This window comes from Rhodococcus chondri, assembly GCF_036327435.1.
Lineage (GTDB): Bacteria > Actinomycetota > Actinomycetes > Mycobacteriales > Mycobacteriaceae > Rhodococcus > Rhodococcus chondri.
In genome coordinates this window covers 1-15,685 of the sequence record NZ_JAUZMZ010000117.1, presented here as the reverse complement: position 1 = coordinate 15,685, position 15,685 = coordinate 1, and the positions used below count along the sequence as shown (strand labels likewise).

Annotated in this window: 14 protein-coding genes, 2 tRNA genes and 1 pseudogene; 6 read left to right on the top strand and 11 right to left on the bottom strand. The window is 65.8% G+C overall.

Going from position 1 to position 15,685, the window contains the following annotated elements; all coding sequences use genetic code 11:
- Nucleotides 1-101 precede the first annotated feature (101 nt).
- The gene (locus tag Q8814_RS18410; protein WP_330153437.1) at nucleotides 102-455 is read right to left on the bottom strand and encodes a Gmad2 immunoglobulin-like domain-containing protein; all 354 of its coding nucleotides are present in this window, start codon (nucleotides 453-455) and stop codon (nucleotides 102-104) included.
- Between the two features lie 222 nt (nucleotides 456-677).
- On the opposite strand from Q8814_RS18410, the gene Q8814_RS18405 reads away from it, so the two are divergent.
- Entirely contained in the window at nucleotides 678-1,340 is a 663-nt protein-coding gene (locus Q8814_RS18405) for an acetate uptake transporter (RefSeq protein WP_330153436.1), read from the top strand.
- A 43-nt stretch (nucleotides 1,341-1,383) separates the two neighbouring features.
- Here Q8814_RS18405 and Q8814_RS18400 read toward each other — a convergent pair whose 3' ends face one another.
- Nucleotides 1,384-2,025 (bottom strand): dihydrofolate reductase family protein, encoded by a 642-nt coding sequence (locus Q8814_RS18400; RefSeq protein ID WP_330153435.1) that lies wholly within the window; start codon nucleotides 2,023-2,025, stop codon nucleotides 1,384-1,386.
- A gap of 359 nt (nucleotides 2,026-2,384) precedes the next feature.
- Between Q8814_RS18400 and fdhD the strand changes: the two genes are divergently transcribed.
- Nucleotides 2,385-3,197, top strand: coding sequence for a formate dehydrogenase accessory sulfurtransferase FdhD (gene fdhD / locus Q8814_RS18395; RefSeq protein WP_330153434.1), 813 nt, complete (start codon nucleotides 2,385-2,387; stop codon nucleotides 3,195-3,197).
- 36 nt (nucleotides 3,198-3,233) lie between these two features.
- Here fdhD and Q8814_RS18390 read toward each other — a convergent pair whose 3' ends face one another.
- Complete coding sequence (locus Q8814_RS18390; RefSeq protein ID WP_330153433.1) at nucleotides 3,234-4,334, bottom strand: DUF7064 domain-containing protein; 1,101 nt, start codon at nucleotides 4,332-4,334, stop codon at nucleotides 3,234-3,236.
- A 4-nt stretch (nucleotides 4,335-4,338) separates the two neighbouring features.
- On the bottom strand, nucleotides 4,339-5,484 hold the full coding sequence (locus Q8814_RS18385) for a phosphotransferase family protein (protein ID WP_330153432.1): 1,146 nt from the start codon (nucleotides 5,482-5,484) through the stop codon (nucleotides 4,339-4,341).
- 511 nt (nucleotides 5,485-5,995) lie between these two features.
- Between Q8814_RS18385 and Q8814_RS18380 the strand changes: the two genes are divergently transcribed.
- The gene (locus Q8814_RS18380) at nucleotides 5,996-6,670 is read left to right on the top strand and encodes a TetR/AcrR family transcriptional regulator (RefSeq protein ID WP_330153431.1); all 675 of its coding nucleotides are present in this window, start codon (nucleotides 5,996-5,998) and stop codon (nucleotides 6,668-6,670) included.
- A gap of 105 nt (nucleotides 6,671-6,775) precedes the next feature.
- Here the strand turns inward: Q8814_RS18380 and clpX are convergent, their stop codons facing one another.
- From clpX to Q8814_RS18355, 5 genes are all read right to left on the bottom strand, one after another.
- A complete protein-coding gene (clpX, locus tag Q8814_RS18375; protein ID WP_330153430.1) occupies nucleotides 6,776-8,053 on the bottom strand; it encodes an ATP-dependent Clp protease ATP-binding subunit ClpX in 1,278 nt (425 codons plus the stop codon).
- 231 nt (nucleotides 8,054-8,284) lie between these two features.
- Entirely contained in the window at nucleotides 8,285-8,947 is a 663-nt protein-coding gene (locus tag Q8814_RS18370; RefSeq protein ID WP_330153429.1) for an ATP-dependent Clp protease proteolytic subunit, read from the bottom strand.
- A gap of 46 nt (nucleotides 8,948-8,993) precedes the next feature.
- The gene (locus tag Q8814_RS18365) at nucleotides 8,994-9,620 is read right to left on the bottom strand and encodes an ATP-dependent Clp protease proteolytic subunit (RefSeq protein WP_330153428.1); all 627 of its coding nucleotides are present in this window, start codon (nucleotides 9,618-9,620) and stop codon (nucleotides 8,994-8,996) included.
- 136 nt (nucleotides 9,621-9,756) lie between these two features.
- Nucleotides 9,757-11,112: a trigger factor gene (gene tig, locus Q8814_RS18360; RefSeq protein WP_330153427.1), complete on the bottom strand. Its 1,356-nt coding sequence runs from the start codon at nucleotides 11,110-11,112 to the stop codon at nucleotides 9,757-9,759.
- Nucleotides 11,113-11,189: 77 nt separating this feature from the next.
- Nucleotides 11,190-11,266 (bottom strand) — tRNA-Pro (locus tag Q8814_RS18355).
- 136 nt (nucleotides 11,267-11,402) lie between these two features.
- Between Q8814_RS18355 and Q8814_RS18350 the strand changes: the two genes are divergently transcribed.
- Both Q8814_RS18350 and Q8814_RS18345 read left to right on the top strand, forming a co-directional pair.
- A tRNA-Gly gene (locus Q8814_RS18350) sits at nucleotides 11,403-11,473 on the top strand.
- A 160-nt stretch (nucleotides 11,474-11,633) separates the two neighbouring features.
- Nucleotides 11,634-12,776: a wax ester/triacylglycerol synthase domain-containing protein gene (locus Q8814_RS18345; protein ID WP_330153426.1), complete on the top strand. Its 1,143-nt coding sequence runs from the start codon at nucleotides 11,634-11,636 to the stop codon at nucleotides 12,774-12,776.
- Between the two features lie 7 nt (nucleotides 12,777-12,783).
- Here Q8814_RS18345 and Q8814_RS18340 read toward each other — a convergent pair whose 3' ends face one another.
- Together Q8814_RS18340 and Q8814_RS18335 are read right to left on the bottom strand one after the other, a co-directional pair.
- Entirely contained in the window at nucleotides 12,784-13,581 is a 798-nt protein-coding gene (locus Q8814_RS18340) for an Fpg/Nei family DNA glycosylase (RefSeq protein ID WP_330153425.1), read from the bottom strand.
- Nucleotides 13,582-13,627: 46 nt separating this feature from the next.
- A complete protein-coding gene (locus Q8814_RS18335) occupies nucleotides 13,628-14,101 on the bottom strand; it encodes a ribose-5-phosphate isomerase (RefSeq protein WP_330153424.1) in 474 nt (157 codons plus the stop codon).
- A 183-nt stretch (nucleotides 14,102-14,284) separates the two neighbouring features.
- On the opposite strand from Q8814_RS18335, the pseudogene Q8814_RS18330 reads away from it, so the two are divergent.
- Nucleotides 14,285-15,169 (top strand): annotated as a pseudogene (locus Q8814_RS18330) (amidohydrolase family protein).
- Nucleotides 15,170-15,685 lie beyond the last annotated feature (516 nt).

Here is a 15,685-nt window from a genome sequence, read left to right as displayed (position 1 = left end):
GCACGGGTCGGCTCCAGTGGGTGGACGGTGTAGGAGCTTTCGACCCTACGAGCGGCCCGTGCGCCCACCCTTACCGACACGCGGGCATACCACACGTCTGGTCATCCACATTCAGAGCAGTAGAGCCAATTTTGATAACCGGCGACGATCTTCGGTCCCAGGATCACCGGCACGACGACCTTGCCGAGTTCGGATCCGTCCTCGGGCGAGGTCCAGAACACTTCGACGAAGACCCGGTCGAGCTGGAACGCCGCCCCCGACACATCGACGATCAACTGGAACTGTCCGTGTCCGCCGGCACCGTCCCCCGCCATGAACGACCCGGTGAACTCATCGTGTCCCTCATGGATCCGATAGTTGAAGGTGGCCTCGAATGCACCGCCGGCCATCCCGCCGACCCGGATGGAGCTGGTCACGAGGTCGTACGCACGCGGTTGTTGGATATCGATCGACATGGGACGGACCTTCCCTTCGGGCACCGCTGTTGCGAATGTCCTCACATTACGTCCGAGGGTCGGGGTCGGGCGACCGCCACGAGAACGGATCTCACGCAACACAGACCACCGAGACGGCTGCAGGATCACGCGGTCCGGGGGCACACTGGACGTACTCGAAACCATCCGAAGGGGGCCCGGGAGCTTGCGCCGGGTCGCTTTCCCTCCGAAAGAGGCCAGCGGATGTCGTACACCGAAGACGACCCCTACGAAATCGCTGTACCCGTTCACCGAGGCGCCCACATCGCCGACCCCGGACCCCTGGGTCTGGCAGCCTTCGCGCTCACAACATTCATCCTGTCCAGCGCCAACGCCGGATTCATATCGGTGGAGGCGGAAGCCGCCGTCCTCGGAGTGGCACTGTTCTACGGCGGCCTCACCCAACTCGCCGCCGGTATGTGGGAGTTCCTCAAAGGGAACGTCTTCGGGGCCACAGCCTTCTCCTCATATGGTGGCTTCTGGCTGAGCTTCTGGTACCTGATCACCTACGCCACGGAAGACATGGGCGACGACAGGCACGTCGGGGTGGGAATCTTCCTGCTGGGGTGGACCATCTTCACCGTCTACATGTGGTTCGCCAGCTCCCAGGTCAGCAACGCCCTTTTCCTCACCTTCTCGGTGCTCCTCGTTGCCTTCATCCTCTTGACTCTGGGAGCGTTCCTGGAGCAGACCGGCCTGACGAGGGTCGGTGGCTACCTCGGACTCCTCGCCGCCTTCGGCGCGTGGTACACCTCCGCCGCCGGCGTACTCAGCACGACATTCGGGCGTGTCGTCATACCCACGGGCCCGCGCGGTGCAGGAAGCCACCCGGTACCGGCGCCACAACGAGTCGACCGCGACGCGTGAGGCTCACCACCCGCGATCCGGGGACCCACCACCGGGATCCGAGTCACTTCCGCCAGAACAGATGGTGGGTTACACCGCTCGGGCTGGGCACGACCTCGAGGTGGAAGCGGTCGAGCAGTTCGTCGGGCGACTCCCAGAGCCGCAGTCCGGATCCGAATTTCACCGGTGAAACCGCCACGTGCATGGTGTCGACCAGGTCGGCCTCGAGAAACTCCTTGATGACGGTCACGCCACCGCCGAGGCGGACGTCCTTGCCTCCCGCCGCCGCTCGAGCCTGCTCGAGGATTGCCCCGGGGTCGCCGTCGACAAAATGGAACGTGGTGTCGGAAAGCGTGAACGAGGGCCGTGGGTGGTGGGTCATCACGAACACCGGAGTGTGGAAGGGAGGCTCGTCGCCCCACCACCCGCGCCATTCGAGGTCCTGCCAAGGGCCGCGTTGAGGACCGAACTTGTTGCGGCCCATGATTTCGGCCCCGATGTTGTGAGCGAAATCCCGGGTGAAGTAGTCGTCGAGTCCGCGGCTGCCTCCCGGATCGGTTCGATTGGGCCAGCTCGCCGTGGCGCCCGCCCACGCGAACATCTCGCCGTGGTCGAGACCGAACGGACTCTCGAAACTCTGGGACTCGCCGGCGCCGATTCCGTCGCTCGAGACACCGAAATTCTGTACACGAAGCAGTTGCTTCACCGGGCCCTCCCGCGCTCTCGTTGATACGTGCGTAAATACGGACCTCGTGACCTTCACAAACTCATCGCTCTCGGCGGGGTGTTCTTCGACGATGTAGGCGAGATGTTTCGCCCACGCGGGGTGGGCGACCCTGGGGGCGTGAACCCCTCGCCACCGGTGACCGATGTTTATCACCGTCGCCTGAGAGTGGACCGGGTGTAAGCATGGTGCGAGGCGGACGCGAATCTCGGGTTACGCCGCGGCGGGGCCGGGTTGGCCGAAAAACCTGAGGGACGACAGTATGGAGAAATGATGCGACAGGGCCCTGCACAGGACATCGCCGAATCCTCCGTGCCTACTCCCCGTCCACGAGGTGCGCAATGGGGCGCGTAACGGCCCGCCGTCCGGTCGTGCGCATCACGGCCACCCACCGGAATCGCCGGCCGGACACTCTCGCAGTCGAGGAACCTCTCGAAATCCGCCTCGGCGGAAGGGCTCTGACGGTCACAATGCGCACTCCCGGCCACGACGTGGACCTCGTGCACGGATTTCTGCTCGCCGAGGGCATCATCTCCCACCGCGAGCAGATCACTACCGTGCGGTACTGCGACGGCGTCGACGACGACGGCGCCAACACCTACAACGTGCTCGACGTCGCGCTCGCGCCCGGTGTCGTGATCCCCGACGGTGCGGGGGCGCGCAACTTCCTGACCAGTTCGGCATGTGGGGTGTGTGGAAAGGAGTCGCTCGACCAGGTGCGCACCAGCACCCGGTTCCCGCTGGACGGCCGCATCGAGCTCTCCGCCGATGCCCTGTCGGCAATGCCGCCCGCGATGCGGCGCCGGCAGAAGGTCTTCGAGAGTACCGGAGGCCTGCACGCCGCGGCGCTGTTCACCACCGACGGAACATTGCTGGAGCTCCGGGAGGATGTCGGCAGGCACAATGCCGTCGACAAGGTGCTCGGCTGGGCACTGTCGGACGAGCGGGTCCCGCTCACCGGCACCGTCCTCATCGTCAGCGGCCGGGCCTCGTTCGAACTCGTACAGAAGGCCGTCATGGCCGGTGTCCCGGCACTGGGAGCGGTTTCTGCTCCCTCGTCGCTCGCGGTCGATCTCGCCGCGGAGTCCGGCCTGACGCTGGTCGGATTCCTCCGCGACGACTCGATGAACGTCTACACCGGAACGGTGCTCTGACAGGAGCGGGCTGTCGGAGCAGCCGTGCGCGCCCGGTCAGGGAGCCATATCGACCCAGCCGACGAAGCCCGACGGATCGTGCCGGCCCATGGCGGCGTGCTCGAACATGCCCCAGCCCACCTGCCCGTCGATGGTTGCCTTCGCCACGTGGTCGATGGTGGAGTACGGCAGGCGGCTCAAAAACTCCGGGGTCGTGGTGTCGAAGACGGACGACGACGACCAGTTCTCGCCGCGCCATTCACCGTGCGTCCACTCGGGGTCGCCACCGTATCCGGCGCCGTGGCTGAGCGAGATGAAGCCGAGGTTCTCGACGTCCACGACGAGGGGCTCGCCCTTCGGCGTGGTCAAGTGAATTCGTGCGGACTTCGGGTGCCGCGTACCGCTTCGATAGGTGACCTCGACCCGCGGCCAGCCGAGCTGCTCGACACGGCCGTCGGGGAAGACCCGGGTCGCGTGGTTGAGCGTACGGTGACCGTCCTGCGACTCCTGGACGATCACGACAAGTGCGAAGTCGTCGAATCGCAACGGAACGTAGGTCCAGTAGTGCCCGCCCCTGTTCTCGTACGTCCATCGGCCTTGCGGATCCGGTTCGCCGACCGGGCGGATGCCCCACGAGCGATCACGCGTACCCACCCACGTCTCCGGATCGACGGGGATGTCCCTGCCTTGCACCGAGACGGTGCCGGACCAGGTACCGACCTGAGCGAACCGCGACGCGTCGAGGATGGGACGCGGTCCCGACATCAGGATGTGCGCCTCCTCGAGCACCGCGGGGAACGATCCGTCCCACGTGATGTCGCACGAGAGGTCTTCGTGTTCGCAGATCAGCCGGATCTTCTGCAGCGGCTCGATCACCTCGAGACGGTACCCCCCGACCTTGCTCTCCATCGAACGCTCTTCCAGCGCATCCGAAAACCGCACCGCCACCTGTGAGTCGCCGTGCCGCACAGTGACGAAGGCGTCGGTGACGCTCAAATTCGGGTAGACACCGAAGCCGGAGATCAGATACACCTCGCCGGTACGATCGTGTGCGTTGAAGTAGTTGCGGTCGTAGAAGTTCCGATCCGTGGACGCCACACGCCCCATCGACAGCGGTGACTGATGCACCGGGTATTCATCGAGCAGAGCCGGCTTCATGTCTTCACTTCTCCCAATCGTAGGATTCGTCGATCAATTGCGCGAGCATGTCGCGGTGGAGCACATACTCGTCAGGATTCTCCGGGGTTTCCACCTCTCCGAAATGCACCCGGCGGCGTTCTATCTGCGACATCACGATGCCGTGGCGCAACGCGGCATACACGAGATAGAAGTCGAGATCACGCACGGTTGCGCCGGAGAATTTCTCGTACTCGGCGACGACATCCGAGCGCCGCAGGAAACCGGGCAGACCCGGGAACGAGAACTGCTCGGCGATGTCCTGGAACATGCGGTGGAAGAAGATGAACCATCCCAGGTCCAGTTCGCGGGGAGCGAGCGCCGCCGATTCCCAGTCGAGGACCGCGGCGGCGTCGGCGCCACGGTACATGATGTTGCCGATCCGAGAGTCGCCCCAGCACAGCACGTCCGGGGACGGCTCGGCCGGCCAGTTCATCTCGAGCCATTCGAATGCCTTCTTCAGCACGGGGATACGCAACCCGTCGTTACGGCGAGTCCACTCGTAGTAGGCGCGCTCGTTCTCGAAGTGCCGGCGCAGGCTCGACTGCCCCTCGGCGGCGGCCATCGATGGCAGCTTCGTGGCCGGATCGGCAACGGCGTGGATCCCGGCGAGGATCCGGACACTCGTAGTTTGCACCGCCCTTCTCGTGCCGTCGTCGGCGTCGAACAGCCAGCCGGCGAAGACGTACGGCGGGTTATCCACGGGCACGGCGCCTTCGGCGCGGTCCATGACGAGAAACGGCCGGCCGAGTGGCTCGGCGGAGTTCTCCACCCAGCGGACGTTCGGCACCGGGATGTCGCTGTGGTCGTGCACCACGGTGATGACGTCGAACTGGCGCTGCAGGTCGTATCCGGGGAAAACCGGAAACGCCTCCTCCTCGGGAGCGAGCCGCGCCACGAGCTGCGCGCTGCGTGCCTGCCCGTCCTTCGTCCAGTCGAGGTCGAACAAGACCGAGATACTCGACATACCGGAATGTTCCGGCCGACGGAGGTTGTAGACACGCGGCGGCACGTCGGCACCCAGCCGGTCACCGAGCCATCCCTGGAGCTGCTCGCTCAGTTCGGCCAGGTCCGTGTCGGTGGTCTTGATGTCCTGCTCTGCGCCTTCAGGCACCACGCTCTCGGCGGTCATGCCGGTACCTCCAATTCCTCGTACGAAGTGAGCCCGAACGACGCGATGCCGCTACCCGGCATGCGCGCCGCGCCGGGAGGGGCCGCTCGGATCGGATCCCGAGACCGCCACCCTCGATCCAGGACGCGGGAGCGACCGGATCTCCTGGTGCAGAAGTCACTCTCGATCCACGATGCGATATGCGTCACACCTTGGATCCGGAACCGAGTAGAGCAGGCGGACACCCCGGAAGTCAACACGTTCCGCCGACATTATTGAAATTAGTTCTAGCCCCTGACCTGCGGTGGAGACGCCGAAGCAACGCCCGCCGGGGTCGGACCGCCCGCGGTCCGACCCCGGCGGGCGCCGTGCCTCGCCTCCCTGCGCATTCTCACGCCTGGGCAAAAGATAGACGACAGTCCAAGTTTTTGGAACACGTTCTCGTATTTTTCTCACACGGCGCTCCGGCGTCGCGGACGCAGCAAGCGCCTTCTACCCTGACAGCGAAGCTGTAGCTCGTCCGAGACTCCGGGTGAGCGTCGAACAGGGAAAGATGCCCGAGAACATGAGCGAGCCCGCGAAACTCGGTCGCCGCGAGCAGAACAAGCGGCAGACCCGCCGACGACTGCTGGACGCGGCCCGGCACCTGTTCGCCGAACGGGGGGCGGTCGGCACGACCATCGAGGACATCGCCGATCTGGCCGGCGTGTCCCGCGCGACGGTGTTCAACTACTTCCCGAGCAAGAACGACCTGCTTGCCGCTCTACTCGTGAGCCACATGGACGCACTGTCCGTACTGATCGACGATCTCCTCGCGCAGGAGCTCACCACAGCAGAGCGCATCGTCGGCGTCTTCTCCGATTTCGCGCAGGAAACGCGAAAGATCCCCGGGTATCTGCGGGCACTGACCGGCGAGCTCGAAAAAGACCTTGCCACAATCGAAATCAGCACGGAACGCACGACGGGATTCGAGAACGAACTGCTCCGCCTCCTCGCGCCCGGTGTCGAACGCGGCGAAGTCCGCACGGACTATCCGCTGCCGTTCCTCGCGCAGATGATCGGAGCCGTATACCTTTCCTCGGTGCGTCGCTGGCGGCAGAACCCCGACCATGACGTCACCGAGACCTTCGACCGCGCGGCCCGTTACGCCGCGGACACGCTCGCACCCCGCGAACGGCGGGCGGCCGGTTCCGGCCGGTATCCATAGGCCGGAACCGCACAGGAGATCGCCATCGGTTGATCTCACCGTGGTCGAAATCCCACACCAACCCGAACGGCCCCGCCACATGGCGGGGCCGTTCGGGTGTAGAGATCAGGCGCTCTTGTCGCGACGCTCCCGATCCGGCTTGCGCGGCACGATGGTCGGCAACACGTTGTCGGTGACCGTCTCGGCGGTGACCACGACCTTCTCGACGTCGTCGCGGCTCGGAATGTCGTACATCACCGGCAAGAGGACCTCCTCCATGATCGCGCGGAGCCCGCGGGCGCCGGTGCCGCGCAGGATCGCCTGATCGGCGATCGCCTCGAGGCCGTCCTTCGTGAATTCGAGTTCGACCCCGTCCATCTCGAACAGGCGCACGTACTGCTTCACGAGCGCGTTCTTCGGTTCGGAGAGGATTTCGACCAGCGATTCCTTGTCGAGGTTCGTCACCGACGCCACGATGGGCAGTCGTCCGATGAACTCGGGAATCAAGCCGAATTTGATGAGGTCCTCGGGCATGACGTCGGCGAAGTGATCGGTGGTGTCGATCTCGGCCTTCGAGCGCACCTCGGCGCCGAATCCGATTCCGCGCTTGCCGACCCGATCGGAGACGATCCGCTCGAGCCCGGCGAACGCGCCGGCAACGATGAACAGCACGTTCGTCGTGTCGATCTGGATGAACTCCTGGTGCGGGTGCTTGCGTCCGCCCTGCGGGGGCACCGACGCCTGGGTGCCCTCGAGGATTTTCAGCAGGGCCTGCTGCACGCCCTCGCCGGACACGTCGCGGGTGATCGAGGGGTTTTCGCTCTTACGGGCGATCTTGTCGACCTCGTCGATGTAGATGATGCCGGTCTCGGCGCGCTTGACGTCGTAGTCGGCGGCCTGGATCAGCTTGAGGAGGATGTTCTCGACGTCTTCGCCGACGTACCCGGCCTCGGTCAGAGCGGTGGCGTCGGCGATGGCGAACGGCACGTTGAGCATCTTGGCGAGGGTCTGCGCGAGATAGGTCTTGCCGCAGCCGGTGGGGCCGAGAAGAAGAATGTTGGACTTGGCCAGCTCGACGGTCTCGCCGCGCGCGTCGCGCGTCTTGTCGCCGGCCTGGATGCGCTTGTAGTGGTTGTAGACGGCCACCGCGAGTGTGCGCTTCGCGGAATCCTGGCCGATCACGTAATTGTCGAGGAAGTCCCGGATCTCGGCGGGCTTGGGAAGCTCGTCGAGCTTCACCTCACTCGACTCGGCGAGTTCCTCTTCGATGATCTCGTTGCAGAGGTCGATGCACTCGTCGCAGATGTAGACACCCGGGCCCGCAATGAGCTTCTTGACCTGCTTCTGGCTCTTTCCGCAGAACGAGCACTTGAGCAGATCTCCACCGTCACCGATACGTGCCATCTGTCAGGTCCCTACTTCCTCGTGTACGTGCAACCGATCCCGTAACCGTCGACTTGCGCCGGCCCGGGGAGCGGGCCCTTTGATCGACCGTACCCGGAGTCCGGTGCGCGGGTCGACAGGTTCTCCACGTTTCCGGCCATATTTGTGAACTGCAGCGGTATGGCGGAAATCACAGGCCGATCCGGCCGGTGCGGCACCCACTGTTGTGAGTCCGCACCGGCCGGTGCGGGCTCACTTCTGCGCAGAGAGCTTGCGGTATTCGAGCACGTTGTCGATCAGACCGTATTCGACGGCCTCGGCCGCGGTCAGGATCTTGTCGCGGTCGGTGTCCTTGCGGATCTGTTCGGGATCCTTGCCGGTGTGCCGGGCCAGCGTCGTTTCCATCAGCCGCCGCATCCGCTCGATTTCCGCGGCCTGGATCTCGAGGTCGGAGACCTGACCCTGGATCCCGCCGGTGGAGGGCTGATGGATGAGCACGCGGGCGTTCGGAAGCGCGAGACGCTTGCCGGGAGTACCGGCGGCGAGCAGCACGGCAGCGGCGGAGGCTGCCTGGCCGAGGCACACCGTGGTGATGTCGGCGCGCACGTACTGCATGGTGTCGTAGATCGCCATCAGCGACGTGAACGACCCACCCGGCGAGTTGATGTACATGGTGATGTCGCGGTCGGGGTCGAGCGACTCGAGCACCAGCAACTGGGCCATGACGTCGTTCGCCGACGCATCGTCGACCTGGACACCGAGGAAGATGATGCGCTCTTCGAACAGCTTGTTGTACGGGTTGGATTCCTTGACCCCGTAGCTCGAGTGCTCGATGAACGAGGGCAGGATGTAGCGGCTCGCGGGCGAAGCAGGAGCGGCGCCGCCGAGCTGGCGCGGATCGAACATGTTGGTCATCGCTTCTCCAAGAATTCGTGGGGTGGGGGCAGATCGGGGCCCAGAACTAGTTGCCGGTGCCGCCGGCCTGCTGCGCCCGGGAGACGACGTGGTCGACGAACCCGTACTCCAGCGCCTGCTTCGCCGTGAACCAGCGGTCGCGGTCGGAATCCTTCGTGATCTGCTCCACCGTCTGTCCGGTGTGCTCTGCGATGAGCTCCGCCATCTCCCGCTTGGTGTGCGCGAACTGCTCCGCCATGATCGCGATGTCGCTGGCCGTTCCGCCGATACCGGCCGAGGGCTGGTGCATCATGATTCGGGCGTGGGGCAGGGCGTAGCGCTTACCCTTGGTGCCGGCCGAGAGCAGGAACTGGCCCATCGAGGCGGCCAGGCCCATCGCGAACGTGGCGACATCGCATTCGACGAACTTCATGGTGTCGTAGATCGCCATGCCTGCGGTGACGGAGCCACCCGGAGAGTTGATGTACAGCGAGATGTCTCGCGTCGGATCCTCTGCCGACAGCAGCAGGATCTGGGCGCAGAGCTTGTTGGCGATGTCGTCGTCGACCTGGGTACCGAGGAAGATGATTCGCTCGCGGAGCAGGCGTTCGTAGACCGAGTCGCTGAGGTTCAGCCCAGCGGTGGCCGAGGTCATCGTCGGACCGATGGATGTCGCCGGATTCTGAGGAGTCACGGTACCTGCCTTCTCGTCAATCGTGGATTGCTGACACTGACACTAACGAAGAGGGGCGGCACCAGATGCCCGGTGCCGCCCCTCTTCGCTCAAAGCGGAAAAGATCCGACTACTCGGACGCCGACTCCTCGGCGGTCTAGGCAGCTTCGTCGTCCGCGGCGTCGTCCTTCTTCTTGCCGCCGAACAGCTCGGTGGTGTCGACGGTCGCGCCCGTGGTGTCGGTGACGGTGACCTGGTCGACGACGATGCCGAGCGACTTGCCGCGACGGACATCGGCGAAGATCGCACCGAGCTGGTTGGCCTGGCTGATCTGCTGGATGAACTGCTCCGGCGGGATGCCGTACCGCTGGGCCTGGAAGAAGATGCGCTCGGTGAGCTCTTCCTGCTCGACGGTGGTGTTCTCGGCCTCGGCGATCGCATCGAGCAGCAACTGGGTCTTCACCGAGCGCTCCGCCGACTCGCGGGCTTCGGTGTCGAACTCTTCGCGGCTCGTGCCCTGGGCCTCGAGCAGCTTGTCGAGCTGCGACTCGTCGTGGTCGAGTTCGTGGATCGCGTCGTGCAGCGCACTGTCGATCTCGGCCTGCACAACGGCCTCGGGGAGCGGGATCTCGACCGTGTCGAGGAGCACCTCGAGCACCTTGTCGCGGATCTGGCCGGCCTGCTCGACCTGCTTGACCCGGCCGACGCGCTCACGAAGGTCGGCCTTCAGCTCGTCGATGGTGTCGAACTCGCTGGCCAGCTGCGCGAACTCGTCGTCGGCCTCGGGGAGCTCGCGCTCCTTGACCGTGTTCACCTTGACGGTGACGACGGCTTCCTTGCCCGCGTACTCACCGGCGACGAGCGTCGAGGTGAATTCCTTGGACTCTCCGGCCGACAGGCCGATGATCGCCTCGTCGAGGCCGTCGATGAGCTGTCCCGAACCGACCTCGTGCGACAGGCCTTCGGTGGCGGCTTCCGGAACCTCTTCGCCGTCGACGGTCGCCGAGAGGTCGATCGACACGAAGTCGCCGTCCTGCACGGGCCGGTCGACGCCGGTGAGGGTGCCGAACCGCTGGCGCAGCGACAGCAGCTGCTCCTCGATGTCCTCGTCGGTGATCTCGACGGGATCGACGGTGACGGCGATCTCCGAGTAGTCGGGCAGCGCAACCTCGGGGCGGACGTCGACCTCGGCGTTGAAAACGAGTTCGACACCGTCCTCGAGCTTGGTCACGTCGATCTCGGGTTGGCTGATGACCTTGACGGCGTTCTCGGTCACGGCCTCGTTGTAGCGCGACTGGATCGCGTCGTTGACGACCTGCTCGAGCACCGCACCGCGACCGACGCGAGCTTCGAGGATCTTGCGCGGCGCCTTGCCGGGGCGGAAACCGGGGATCCGCACCTGGCCGGCGAGGGACTGGAAAGCGCGGTCGAAATCAGGCTGGAGCTCCTCGAAGGGCACCTCAACGTTGATACGGACTCGCGTCGGGCTCAGCTGCTCGACGGTGCTCTTCACGGACATGCTCCTTCTGTCGTGCTCATGGTCGGTCGGTCGTTCGTTCTCACTACTGAGCGCGCTGACGCCGTTCGATCTGGTCGGGATGACAGGATTCGAACCTGCGACCCTCCGCTCCCAAAGCGGATGCGCTACCAAGCTGCGCCACATCCCGTCATACCGGCTCCCGTCCACCTGTTCGGGGGCCGGAGAGAATCCTACGGCCCCCCGATTATGAAATCCAAAGCGAGGTCGGTACAGTCTCATCCTGCACGCGGTGAAACCCGGCGATCCCGGAAAGCCGCTGCTGTGGGGATGTAGCTCAATGGTAGAGCCCCAGTCTTCCAAACTGGCTACGCGGGTTCGATTCCCGTCATCCCCTCCGTGGCCGGAGCACCCGTCACCTCCTCGAGGTGGCGGGTGTTTCGCGTATGTGGGCCGCCGGAACGCCGGCCCGTCGAGATCACCGTTTCGACTCGAAACCGCATCCCTGCCCCGAACCCACATCCTCGCCGTCCCGGGGTGTGAGAGCGTTCACCTTTGTGACGGATGCGAAAGACCTCCGCCCGGCGCAGCCCGATGAGGGTGCGCCGCGGTCGGCGGTGGTCGCGGTCGCGCTTCTCGATGCGACACCGGACTGGGATCGGGTCGCGGCGGTCCTCGCGCCCGCCAACCCGGAGGCGTCCACCTTCCGGCATCGCGTCCTCGAGATGCCCTTCGGTCTCGAACCGCCGCGCCGGCCCGGCGACCCGTACACCGACCCCTCGTGGCACCTCGAGCGCGTCGAGCTACCCTCCCCCGCGACGATCGGCGACGTGCTCGACTTCGCGCGCGCTCCTCACACGGCTCCGGAGGTCGACCACGCGAGATGGGACCTGACACTCGTCGACGGGCTGACAGGCGGGCAGGCGGCACTCCTCATACGTCTGCGCCGGCCGTCGAGCGACGCGTCCACCGTGGCCGGGCGGGGAGCGAACCACGGTGCTGCCGGAAACGGGGCAAGCGCGGGGACCGAGGGTTCGGTGTGGTCCTGGTTGCGGGCGCTGTCCGACTACGGTGCCGAATCGATCCGTGCCGCCACCGGGCTCGCCGTCGGAACAGCCACGGATCTGGTCAGGACCGTACTGTCACCCGCCACAGCCTCGCCCCGTCCCGTCGGCGCCGCGCAGAAGAGCAGATTCCACGCATTCGCCGCACCGCTCGACGAGCTGCGCGAGACCGCCCGGCGTGTGGGGTGCAGTGTCGAGAGCGGATTCGCCGCGGCGACCCTGCTCGGATATGCCGAGTACCTGCGAGCCCGCGATATCGGGGGAACCCCGTCGCAGGCCACGCTCGCCGTCCCCGGCACGGACGCGACCCGCATGGAGCTGCCCGAAGGGACGGACGACGCAGTGGGTCTGATGCACCGGTTCGGGCACAGCGGGGCAGCATCGGGCAGCCTCTACCCCGACGACGCCTACGCCTGCACCGTGCCCGGGTCCTCGGCACCGCTGTACGTCGGGGGTGCGAAGATCGAACGCTACTACGGATTCGGGTCGACGGCGGACGCCGCGTTCCATGCGACGCTCATGCCGTACCGCGACACGTGCTGCATCGGCGTCACGGCGACCGCGGCCGCACTGCCGGACCGCGCCGAGTTCGACGAGTGTCTGCGCGCGGGCATCCGGCTGGTGCTGCAGAGCTGACAGGGCGTCAGGCGGGTTGACAGACCGGACACCAGAACAGGTTCCGCGCTCCCATGACCTTGTGGAGCACCGGGGTAGCGCACACCCGGCACGGATCCCCGGCACGGCGATACACGTAGGTGCGTGGACGGTTCTTCGCGTATGCCGGTGCGCCGTGGTCGTGTTCGGGACGCACGACGTGCATGCGACCGCGTTCCATCCCGATGCGCATCAGCTCGACGAGGTCGGCCCAGACCTCGTCGAATTGGCTGCGAGACAGGCTTTTACCAGGACGCTCCGGATGAATGCCGTGCCGGAACAGCACTTCGGCCCGATAGACGTTCCCGATTCCTGCGATGACCGCCTGATTCATGAGCAGCACACCGATGGCGCTGCGGGACTTGATGATCCGTGCCCACGCGCGCTCCGGATCGGCGTCGGGACGCAGCGGGTCGGGGCCGAGCCGCGCTTCGATCGCATCGACGTCGCCGGGGGTGATCACCTCGCATGCGGTGGGTCCGCGCAGGTCACTGCCGTGACCGACGCCGCGCATCCGCATCCGGACCTGCCCGACCGGCGCAGCGAGCGGCAGCGCGGACTCGGTGAACTCGCCGTAGATCCCGAGATGTACGTGTACGACCGCACCGTTGTCGTAGTGGTGGAACAGGTGCTTGCCCCACGCATCGGCGTGCGTCAGCACGCGGCCGTCGACGAGCGCGGCACCGTCGGCGAAACGCCCCTGCGGGCTGGACACCCGCACCGGCGCACCCGCGTAATGCTCGTGGTGCAACCGGGCGAGCCGGTGCAGGATGTGTCCCTCTGGCACGGCTTGTTCGTACCCTCTGTCTCGAACCCTCGTGACGGGTCGGTACTTACGCGCCGGGAACGGCGGGTGCGACGCCGGTCTTCTCGTATTCGGCGAGGATGTCGATGCGCCGCTGGTGCCGCGGCTCGTTCGACCATGCTGTCGCGAGGAACGCGTCGACGATGGCGAGCGCCTCCTCGAGGCTGTGCATGCGTCCGCCGATGCCGATCAGCTGGGCGTTGTTGTGTTCCCGGGCGAGCTTGGCGGTCTCGACACTCCATGCGAGCGCGCAACGCGCGCCGGGCACCTTGTTCGCGGCGATCTGCTCACCGTTGCCACTGCCGCCGAGGACGATGCCGAGGCTGCCCTCGTCGGCGACCGTGCGGCGGGCCGCCTCGATGCAGAATGCCGGGTAGTCGTCCTGGGCGTCGTATTCGTGAGCGCCACAGTCGACGACGTCGTGACCCTTCGCGGTGAGATGTTCGAGGATCTGGTTCTTACGTTCGAAGCCGGCGTGGTCGGCACCCAGGTAAACGCGCATGGGCAGCAGTCTAACGAGGCCGACGTGCGTCGCCGCACGCGCGGCGCACCACCGGCCCTCGACCTTAGGGCTGGCTACCCTAAATAATCCGCTAGTGTCTGCACTCATGTCCCGATCACACAGACTTACGGCCCGCACCGGGCTCGGTGCCGCAGCGGTCTCCGTCGCACTCATCCTGTCCGCGTGCGGCTCGACCACGAAGCGGAACGGATCGGTCGATTCCGGCGCGAGCACGGACTCGACTCCCTCATCGATGTGCACACCACTTCATGTCCGCGAATGTGCTGGACAAGGTGTGGAAGTACTTCGACGCGGCCGGGCCCCTGGTGGGTCGTCCCTGGCCGATCACCTACCGGCACGACGAGGACGAGCGGGTGGCGACGCTGCGGTCGTTCGGGGTCGCCCGGTTCACCTCGATGCTGTATCCGCATCGTCCGGAGATGGCGGCGTGGCTCAACGCGTGGTCCGCACAGTTCGCCGCCCGCACCCCCGACTGCCTGCACACGGCCACGTTCTACCCCGAGCCGGGAGTCGCGGACTACGTGGCCGCCGCGCTCGGCGACGGCGTCCGGGTGTTCAAAGCGCACATCCAGGTCGGCGACTACGAGCCGAACGACCCGCTGCTCGACCCGGTGTGGGAAATGCTCACCGACTCGGGCGTGCCGACGGTGATTCACTGCGGTTCCGGCCCGGCGCCGGGGGCCTACACCGGACCGCGGCCGATTGCCTCTCTGTTGCAACGTTTTCCCGACCTGCCGCTGATCATCGCGCACATGGGGTATGCCCGAATACGTCGAGTTCCTCGACCTCGCAGAGCGATATCCGCGGGTGTATCTGGACACGACCATGGCGTTCACCGATTTTGCCGAGGAGGATGCCCCGTTCCCTGCGAGTGAAGTGCCGCAACTCGACGAGTTGCGTTCGAAGATCCTGCTGGGCAGCGACTTTCCCAACATTCCGTACGGCTACGTGCACCAGCTCGAGTCCCTCGAGCGGGTCGCCCCGGATTCCGGGTGGCTGCGCCCGGTGTGCCACGACAACGCCGCCGCCCTGTTCGGAGTCGAGTAGTCGGCATCGGTCGGCGCCGACGACCGGTCCCCCGGGCAGGGCACGGACCCGAGGACTACCACGAACGGTCCCGGGCGATGGCAAGCCTCCTGGTGCAGCGGCACGTGATACTGCGGGAATCGAGACAGCATGCTGACGCGCTCCCGCCACGGTGGACGTCAACCGTGAGCGGTAGGTCATCGCATCGCCATGTCGGGACGAAGTCGAGTCCCGCTACCGCTTGGACCAGCACGGATCGTTGCCGGGGGCGATGGCCTGGGCTCAATCTGCCTGTTGGTTCACCGCCACTGCGGCCTGGTTGGGCGGCTAGGCCGTGTTTCAAAAGTGATCTTGAACCGCGTTCCTGCCGGAACGGGTGTCGCAACCGTGGAATGAGTGAGGTCTCCGGTAGGTCAAGTCCCTGGACGTGGTGTACGGACCGTTGCGTGATTCCTCGTCGGTGAGTCAGGCAGTCAAGGCCGGTGCCACCTCCTCGGTGTCGTTGCTGGCGGCGTTGGCGCACTTGTCGGTACGCGA

Excerpts from the sequence above, each read along its gene's own strand:
- Q8814_RS18410 (WP_330153437.1), bottom strand. The coding sequence starts at position 455 with ATGTCGATCGATATCCAACAACCGCGTGCGTACGACCTCGTGACCAGC.
- Q8814_RS18405 (WP_330153436.1), top strand. The coding sequence starts at position 678 with ATGTCGTACACCGAAGACGACCCCTACGAAATCGCTGTACCCGTTCAC.
- fdhD (WP_330153434.1), top strand. The coding sequence starts at position 2,385 with ATGGGGCGCGTAACGGCCCGCCGTCCGGTCGTGCGCATCACGGCCACC.
- Q8814_RS18390 (WP_330153433.1), bottom strand. The coding sequence starts at position 4,334 with ATGAAGCCGGCTCTGCTCGATGAATACCCGGTGCATCAGTCACCGCTG.
- Q8814_RS18385 (WP_330153432.1), bottom strand. The coding sequence starts at position 5,484 with ATGACCGCCGAGAGCGTGGTGCCTGAAGGCGCAGAGCAGGACATCAAG.
- clpX (WP_330153430.1), bottom strand. The coding sequence starts at position 8,053 with ATGGCACGTATCGGTGACGGTGGAGATCTGCTCAAGTGCTCGTTCTGC.
- Q8814_RS18370 (WP_330153429.1), bottom strand. The coding sequence starts at position 8,947 with ATGACCAACATGTTCGATCCGCGCCAGCTCGGCGGCGCCGCTCCTGCT.
- Q8814_RS18335 (WP_330153424.1), bottom strand. The coding sequence starts at position 14,101 with ATGCGCGTTTACCTGGGTGCCGACCACGCCGGCTTCGAACGTAAGAAC.